Source organism: Hydrogenimonas sp. (assembly GCF_029933015.1).
Lineage (GTDB): Bacteria > Campylobacterota > Campylobacteria > Campylobacterales > Hydrogenimonadaceae > Hydrogenimonas.
The window spans coordinates 1-6,458 of the sequence record NZ_JAOZOZ010000088.1; the positions used below are offsets into that span (position 1 = coordinate 1).

5 protein-coding genes are annotated in these 6,458 nt (G+C 55.9%); 1 reads left to right on the plus strand and 4 read right to left on the minus strand.

The window, feature by feature from the left end; translation table 11 throughout:
• The 4 genes from Q1K23_RS06710 to Q1K23_RS06725 form a co-directional block, all read right to left on the minus strand.
• Positions 1 to 182 (minus strand): flagellar basal body protein (locus tag Q1K23_RS06710; protein ID WP_300363374.1); only part of this gene is annotated, 182 nt, incomplete at its 3' end.
• A 71-nt stretch (positions 183 to 253) separates the two neighbouring features.
• Positions 254 to 1,924 carry a flagellar hook-basal body complex protein gene (locus tag Q1K23_RS06715; protein ID WP_300363375.1) on the minus strand — a complete coding sequence of 557 codons (1,671 nt, stop codon included), beginning with the start codon at positions 1,922 to 1,924 and terminating at the stop codon, positions 254 to 256.
• Positions 1,925 to 1,927: 3 nt separating this feature from the next.
• Positions 1,928 to 2,599 carry a FlgD immunoglobulin-like domain containing protein gene (locus Q1K23_RS06720; RefSeq protein ID WP_300363376.1) on the minus strand — a complete coding sequence of 224 codons (672 nt, stop codon included), beginning with the start codon at positions 2,597 to 2,599 and terminating at the stop codon, positions 1,928 to 1,930.
• A 12-nt stretch (positions 2,600 to 2,611) separates the two neighbouring features.
• Positions 2,612 to 4,291 carry a flagellar hook-length control protein FliK gene (locus Q1K23_RS06725; RefSeq protein WP_300363377.1) on the minus strand — a complete coding sequence of 560 codons (1,680 nt, stop codon included), beginning with the start codon at positions 4,289 to 4,291 and terminating at the stop codon, positions 2,612 to 2,614.
• Between the two features lie 190 nt (positions 4,292 to 4,481).
• Between Q1K23_RS06725 and typA the strand changes: the two genes are divergently transcribed.
• Positions 4,482 to 6,293: a translational GTPase TypA gene (gene typA / locus Q1K23_RS06730; protein WP_300363378.1), complete on the plus strand. Its 1,812-nt coding sequence runs from the start codon at positions 4,482 to 4,484 to the stop codon at positions 6,291 to 6,293.
• The last annotated feature ends 165 nt before the right edge of the window (positions 6,294 to 6,458 follow it).

Consider the following 6,458-nt stretch of genomic DNA (forward strand, 5'->3'; position numbering starts at 1 on the left):
CCGCCCAGTTCTCCCTGGGGCGCCGTGGCGATCTTGCTGGTCTGGTTCAGCAGATCGGCGAAGTTGACGCGGCTGTATTTGAATCCCGTGGTATTGACGTTCGCGATGTTGTTGCCTTCGACGTCCATCGCGATTTGGTGGGCTTGAAGTCCGGACACGCCGGCCCATAGTGATCGCATCATGACTCTATCCTTTGATAGTGATTTTTGTTATATTTCTCATTTGTGCTGGAATACTCAAGCAAAATCCATTCCTACTTCTTCATGTTGATCGCTTTCTGGATCATCTGGTCGCTGGTCGTGATGCTTTTGGCGTTGGCGTCGAAAGCCTTCTGCATGACGATCATTTCGGTCAGCGCCATCGAGAGCTGGACGTTGCTGCTCTCCAGGGCGTAGGAGTGGACGACGGCACCCTGCACGACGTTCCCCGAAGCGTCGGTATAGAGAAAAGGCTTGCCGCTGTTGAGTGTCGGCCGGAAAAATACGTCGCCTTCCGTCTCGAGCCCCTGATCGTTCTGAAAATGATAGATGGGAATTTTGGCGGCGGCGGAACTCCTGCCGTTGGAAAAGTTGGCGTAGACCGTCCCGTCCTGTGCCGTGAGATAGTCCCGCAGTGTCCCCGCTTCGTATCCGTCGTGGGTGGCCGCCGTGCTGGCTGTGGGGAGATTGGCGAAAGTCGTCAGACCGTCGTAGCCCGTATTTGGCACGGTCGGATCGTAGGGGGTGCCCAGGTCCAGATGCAGAGGGGTCCCGGCATTGTTCAGGGTCTGAATCGGGTTGGAGGAGAGGGCTCCGTTTTCGTCGAAGCGTATCTCGCCGCTCTGCCGGTCGATGATCGTGTAGACCCTGTGGGTCGACTCCTCGATGTAGTAGCGTTCGGGATCGTAGTCGGTGCCGGGGTCGTACTCTTCGTAAAACTGCATCAGCATGATATCGGCATCCCAGACCGTTCCCAGCTCGGGCAGTGGAAGCTGCTGGGTGAAACGCATGTCGATGACGGCTTTCTCTCCGTTCGTGGTGAAGACGGGCATCTGGAAGTGGCCGACATTGGGAACGTCCTGGTAGGTATGCAGTTCGCTCGTGACCGTCAGCGGGCCGTTGGCATCGGGATCGAGTCCGCTGACGTCGATATCTGCGATCGACCAGCGAAGCGAGCTGTCGAGTACCGTGTTGGCTTCGACTTTCTCTCCCAGGGTATTCTCTATCGTGACGAGGACTGTCTGGCCCGGCCGGGGATCGAGGATCTCGTTCGAAGGGGTCACGCTTCCGCTCAGGGTAGCCAGTCCCGTGGTTGCGTCGATGTCGCTCGTGTAGTCGCTTTGGGGAATCGTGACGACGACGTTGTCTTTTTCTACGGTGGGATTGAGATTGGCTTTGAAGGAGGCGTTTTGTGTCGCTTCGCCGGGTACCGTGACCAGTTTTGGCAGAAAGATGTCGCCGACGGGGGTGTTCTGCGTCATGGGAATCTCGTCGCGCAGGGTGGCGATATACTCCCCCGGATGTTCGGGATCGGGTCTGAAGATGTTGCCGGGTACACCCTGGACATAGTTGCCGGCGGAGGTGGTGAGGTATTCGCCGGCATCCACGTAGAACTCACCGTTTCTCGTATAGAGTTTTTCATCCCCGTTTTTGACGGCGAACCAGCCGTCGCCCCCGATGGCGAGATCGAACGTTTTGTCACTCTGTACGATCGATCCCTGGCTCAGATCGAGAGGCGTCGCGTTGACACGGGACCCGAGTCCCACCTGACTGACGGCGGGTGTCGTGCCGGAGCCGGTGAGGGTCTGGCTGAAAACGGTGGCGAACTCCGTCGTTTTGCCTTTGAAGCCCACCGTATTGACGTTGGCGATGTTGTTGGCGATGTTGTCGAGACCGTACATGTAGGTTTTCGATCCGGAGACGCCGTTGTAGAAGGATCTGTTCATCGATTACGCTCCGTAGATTTCTCCGATTTTGTCGAGAGGGATGTAGCGGTTGCCCATTTTGAGCTCCGGTTCCCCCTTGTCGAAACGGACCGCTTCGATGGGATAGGCGCCGACTCGGCTCGTGCCGTGTTTTCCGTCGGCGGTGGTGTACTCCATGACGGCCCGGTAGGATCCGGGATTCAGGCGGTTGCCGGATCCGTCGGTGCCGTCCCAGGTAAATCCGTGGGTACCCGCCGGCATCGAGTCGACGGTGACGGTTCGCACCACATTGCCCTGAACGTCGATGATCTGCAGCGAACCCGATGCGATGTTTTCGGGCAGGTAGATATCGAAAGAGGGAGTGTCGGTTTCATCGAGAAGGATGGTGTCCTCCTTCAGCGAAGCCATCTTTCCGATAGCCGAAACGATGGATAGCGAGGAGGTCTGCGTCAGGGTGCTCGTCAGTTTGTCCAGCGTTTTGTTGGTGTTGTCGGCCGCTTCCAGGGATGCGAGCTCGGATGTCTGCGTCAGGATCTTGTCGCTGTCCATAGGATCGGTGGGATCCTGGTACTGCAGCTCGATAAGAAGCAGTTTCAGAAAATCGTCTTTGCCGAGGATGGCGTCGGGATTCTGGACGATATCGTTTTTGTTGGCGGGCACCGTTTTGGGCGCGTTCAGAGTGTTGGTGACATCCATTTTCGGACTCCTTTAGACATACTGCGGCAGGGTGATATCGAGCGATTCGTAAAACTCCGGGATCTCTTCCGTAGAGCCGTACGAAGCGCCGGATCTTCCCTGTTGACGCTGTTGTTGCTGTCGCTGTTGATTCATGTTGAACTGCATCTGCACATCGGTAAAACCCATGGAGACCAGCTGGTTTTTCAGTTCCTGCCCCTGGGTCGCCATGATGCCGATGGCGTTCGGATTGGAATGGACCTGGATATGCAGGTTGTTTCCGCGGTTGACGAGGGTCAGTTCGACGGTTCCGAGCTCTTTGGGCTCGAGCGTCATTTTCATGCGGGTGAAGGGCGGTTTGTAGTTTTCCACCTGCTCCTGCAGCGCCTGGGCGAAGTGGCGGATAGTCGCTTTGGCGTCGACGATCTTCTGGTGCAGAAGCTCTTTCGCTCCGGTGCTCTCCGTGTGAAGAATGTCGGGAACTTCTCCGTCCATGCCCTCTTTCGGGAGACTTTCGCTCGAAAGATTTTTGCCCTCTTTTGCCTCCGATTCGGCCTGTCGGGTCATTTCGACGATTTTCGTTTCCAAAGGGCCGACTTCATGGATGGAAGCGGTATCTTTCCGTAGACCGGCTACGAGACTTATCATATCTTTCAGGGGCGTTTCCGTTCCGGGCGATCGTTGTGCGGACGAGACGGAAGCTTCGTTTTTCGGCTCTTTTGGGGCAAACTCTTCCGATATGGACGAAGAGTCCCTGGAGCCGGTTTTGCCGCGCAGGGGGCGGAGTGTCGTTTCGCGTAACAGCGAAGCGGCGCTTTTTGAGATGTGGGCCGCCTGTTTCGGGTATCGCTCCGGAATTTTGGAAGAGGGTTTTTCTTTTTCGATTTTTTTCGATTTCTCTTCTCTTTCCAGGACGATCTTTGTGGGACGAAGTCCGGCTTTTTCAGCGGTTTTTGTCAGATCGTCGATATTTTTGGCGTTTCTGATGGCATGAACCGTTTCGTGACGTACCATCATCTTTTCGGGAGTGGTGGGGGTAGGGTCGAAAGACGGTTTTGCAAGGGTTGGGACTCTCTTTTCCGGGTTCCGATCTTCTGCGGTGCCATGAAGGAGAGTAAAAAGCCTTGAGAGCGGTTCGGAAACAGGGGATTCGGGTAGCTTTGTACCCTTTTTGACCGCCTCCAGCCGCTCTTCTTTCATAGTCCTGGAAACAAAGAGGTATTCGGGAATTTTCTCTTTTTTGGTGAGGATGGGTTCGATAGCCTCAAACTTCGTTTCCACTTTTTTATTTTTTGCAACGGCGTCGGAAATATCTCTATCGGGATGGGGTATCTCCCTCTTTTCGATCCCCTGAAGTTTTTGGGTGATCTTTTGTCTGAGCGGGAGTGTACCCTTTTCGTCCATCCGATTTTTCAAGGAGAGAACGGTCCTGTCGAAATCTTTGGCGATTTTTCTCTCAGGCATGCTTCCTTTCTCGTTTTTCGGTATGAAATCGACGGGAAGCTCTTCCGTTTCCGTAATCGGCGAAGCGTGCCGGAGAATCTTCGAAAACGGCATCCTCTCCTCTTTTTCGCTTTCTGGCATTCCGGTCTGCAAAAGTTCGAGCAGATCTTTGAAGAGAGCCCCGCTCTCTTCCGTCCCCATCTTCGTGCTTTCGCCGTTTTTGGAACCGTTCAACATCGCCAGCAGAGGAGAGAGCTGCAGTAGAGCCATAGGATGCCTTTCAGGATTTCAGAGTTCTTTGAACGGTTCAAGCAAAAGCCGTTCCAGACATATGAAGCAAAAGCAGAACAACTCACGAAAAAGGGCGGATTCGCTTCCCTGTTTATCGGAGTGAATGGAAAATGAAGCATTTTTGGATATAATGCGCGAAATATCTACACAACTACAGGACTACATACCTATGCAAAACATTCGAAACATCGCCGTCATCGCCCACGTCGACCACGGCAAAACCACGCTGGTCGACGGGCTGCTGCAGCAGTCGGGAACGTTCGAGGCCCACAAAGAGGTGGCCGAGCGCGTCATGGACAGCAACGACATCGAAAAGGAGCGGGGGATCACGATCCTCTCCAAAAACACGGCGATCCGCTACAACGACTACAAGATCAATATCATCGACACACCGGGCCACGCCGATTTCGGCGGCGAGGTGGAGCGTGTGCTCAAGATGGTCGACGGCGTGCTTCTGCTCGTCGACGCCCAGGAGGGGGTCATGCCCCAGACCAAATTCGTCCTCAAAAAGGCGATCAGTCTGGGTCTGCGTCCCATCGTCGTCGTGAACAAGATCGACAAACCGGCCGCCGAACCCGAGCGTGTCGTGGACGAAGTCTTCGACCTTCTGGTCGCGCTGGAAGCCGACGAGACGCAGCTCGATTTTCCGGTTCTCTACGCCGCGGCCCGTGACGGTTACGCCAAATGGAACATGGATGACGACAACAAAGATCTCACACCTCTCTTCGACGCCATTTTGGAGTACGTCCCGGCACCGGAGGGAAGTCCCGACAACACCCTTCAGACCCAGGTCTTCACCCTCGACTACGACAACTACGTCGGCCGTATCGGCATCGCGCGGATCTTCAACGGCAAGGTCAAAGCGGGCGAGCAGGTGCTGCTGGCCAAAGCCGACGGCGAGCAGAAGAAGGGGCGTATCACGAAACTGATCGGTTTCATCGGTCTCGAGCGCATCGAAATCGACGAGGCGGAAGCGGGCGACATCGTCGCCATCGCCGGATTCAACGAGATCGATGTGGGAGACACGATCACCGATCCCAACGATCCGCAGCCTCTCGATCCGCTCCATATCGAAGAGCCGACCCTCTCGGTCATCTTCAGCGTCAACGACGGCCCATTCGCAGGACGCGAAGGGAAGTTCGTCACGGCCAACAAGCTCAAGGAGCGCCTCGAAAAGGAGATGCAGACCAACATCGCGATGCGTCTGGAGCAGATGGGCGAAGGGAGCTTCAAAGTCTCCGGCCGCGGTGAGCTGCAGATCTCGATCCTGGCCGAAAACATGCGCCGTGAAGGGTTCGAGTTTCTGATCTCCCGTCCCGAAGTGGTCATCAAAGAAGAAAACGGCGTGCGGATGGAGCCCTACGAGCATCTGGTGATCGACGTGCCCGAAGAGTTCAGCGGATCGGTCATCGAGAAGCTGGGACGCCGCAAGGCGGAGATGACGTCGATGAATCCGATGCCCGACGGCACCACCCGCATCGAGTTCGAAATTCCGGCCAGAGGGCTCATCGGCTTCCGGACGCAGTTTCTGACCGACACCAAAGGCGAGGGGGTCATGAACCACTCGTTCCTGGCCTACCGCCCCTTCGTCGGCAACGTCGAGCACCGGGCCAACGGCGCGCTGATTTCGATGGAAAACGGCAAGGCGCTGGGCTATTCGCTCTTCAACCTGCAGGATCGGGGCATCCTCTTCATCAAACCCCAGACGGAGGTTTATGTGGGGATGATCATCGGCGAGCACGCCCGACCCAACGACCTGGAGGTCAACCCGATCAAGGGCAAGAAGCTCTCCAACGTCCGCTCCTCCGGCGCCGACGACGCCATCGTCCTGGTACCGCCGCGGGAGATGACCCTCGAGCGCGCGATGGAGTGGATCGAAGACGACGAGCTGGTGGAAGTGACTCCCGAAAACATCCGCGTCCGCAAGCGCTACCTCGATCCCCATGTCCGCAAACGCATGGAGAAGCAGAAAAAAGCGTAAATCTTTCGAACGATCCGCAAGCCGCGCCTGGCGCGGCTTCTTTCTCCCCTATTCTTTAAAAATCTCTCCGAAATGCCGATTTCCTTCTGATATTCCTATCAAAGGTCGACCATGGAAATAGTGATAGCACTCGCCCTCGTCGTTGTCGTCGGCGTACTTCTTTAT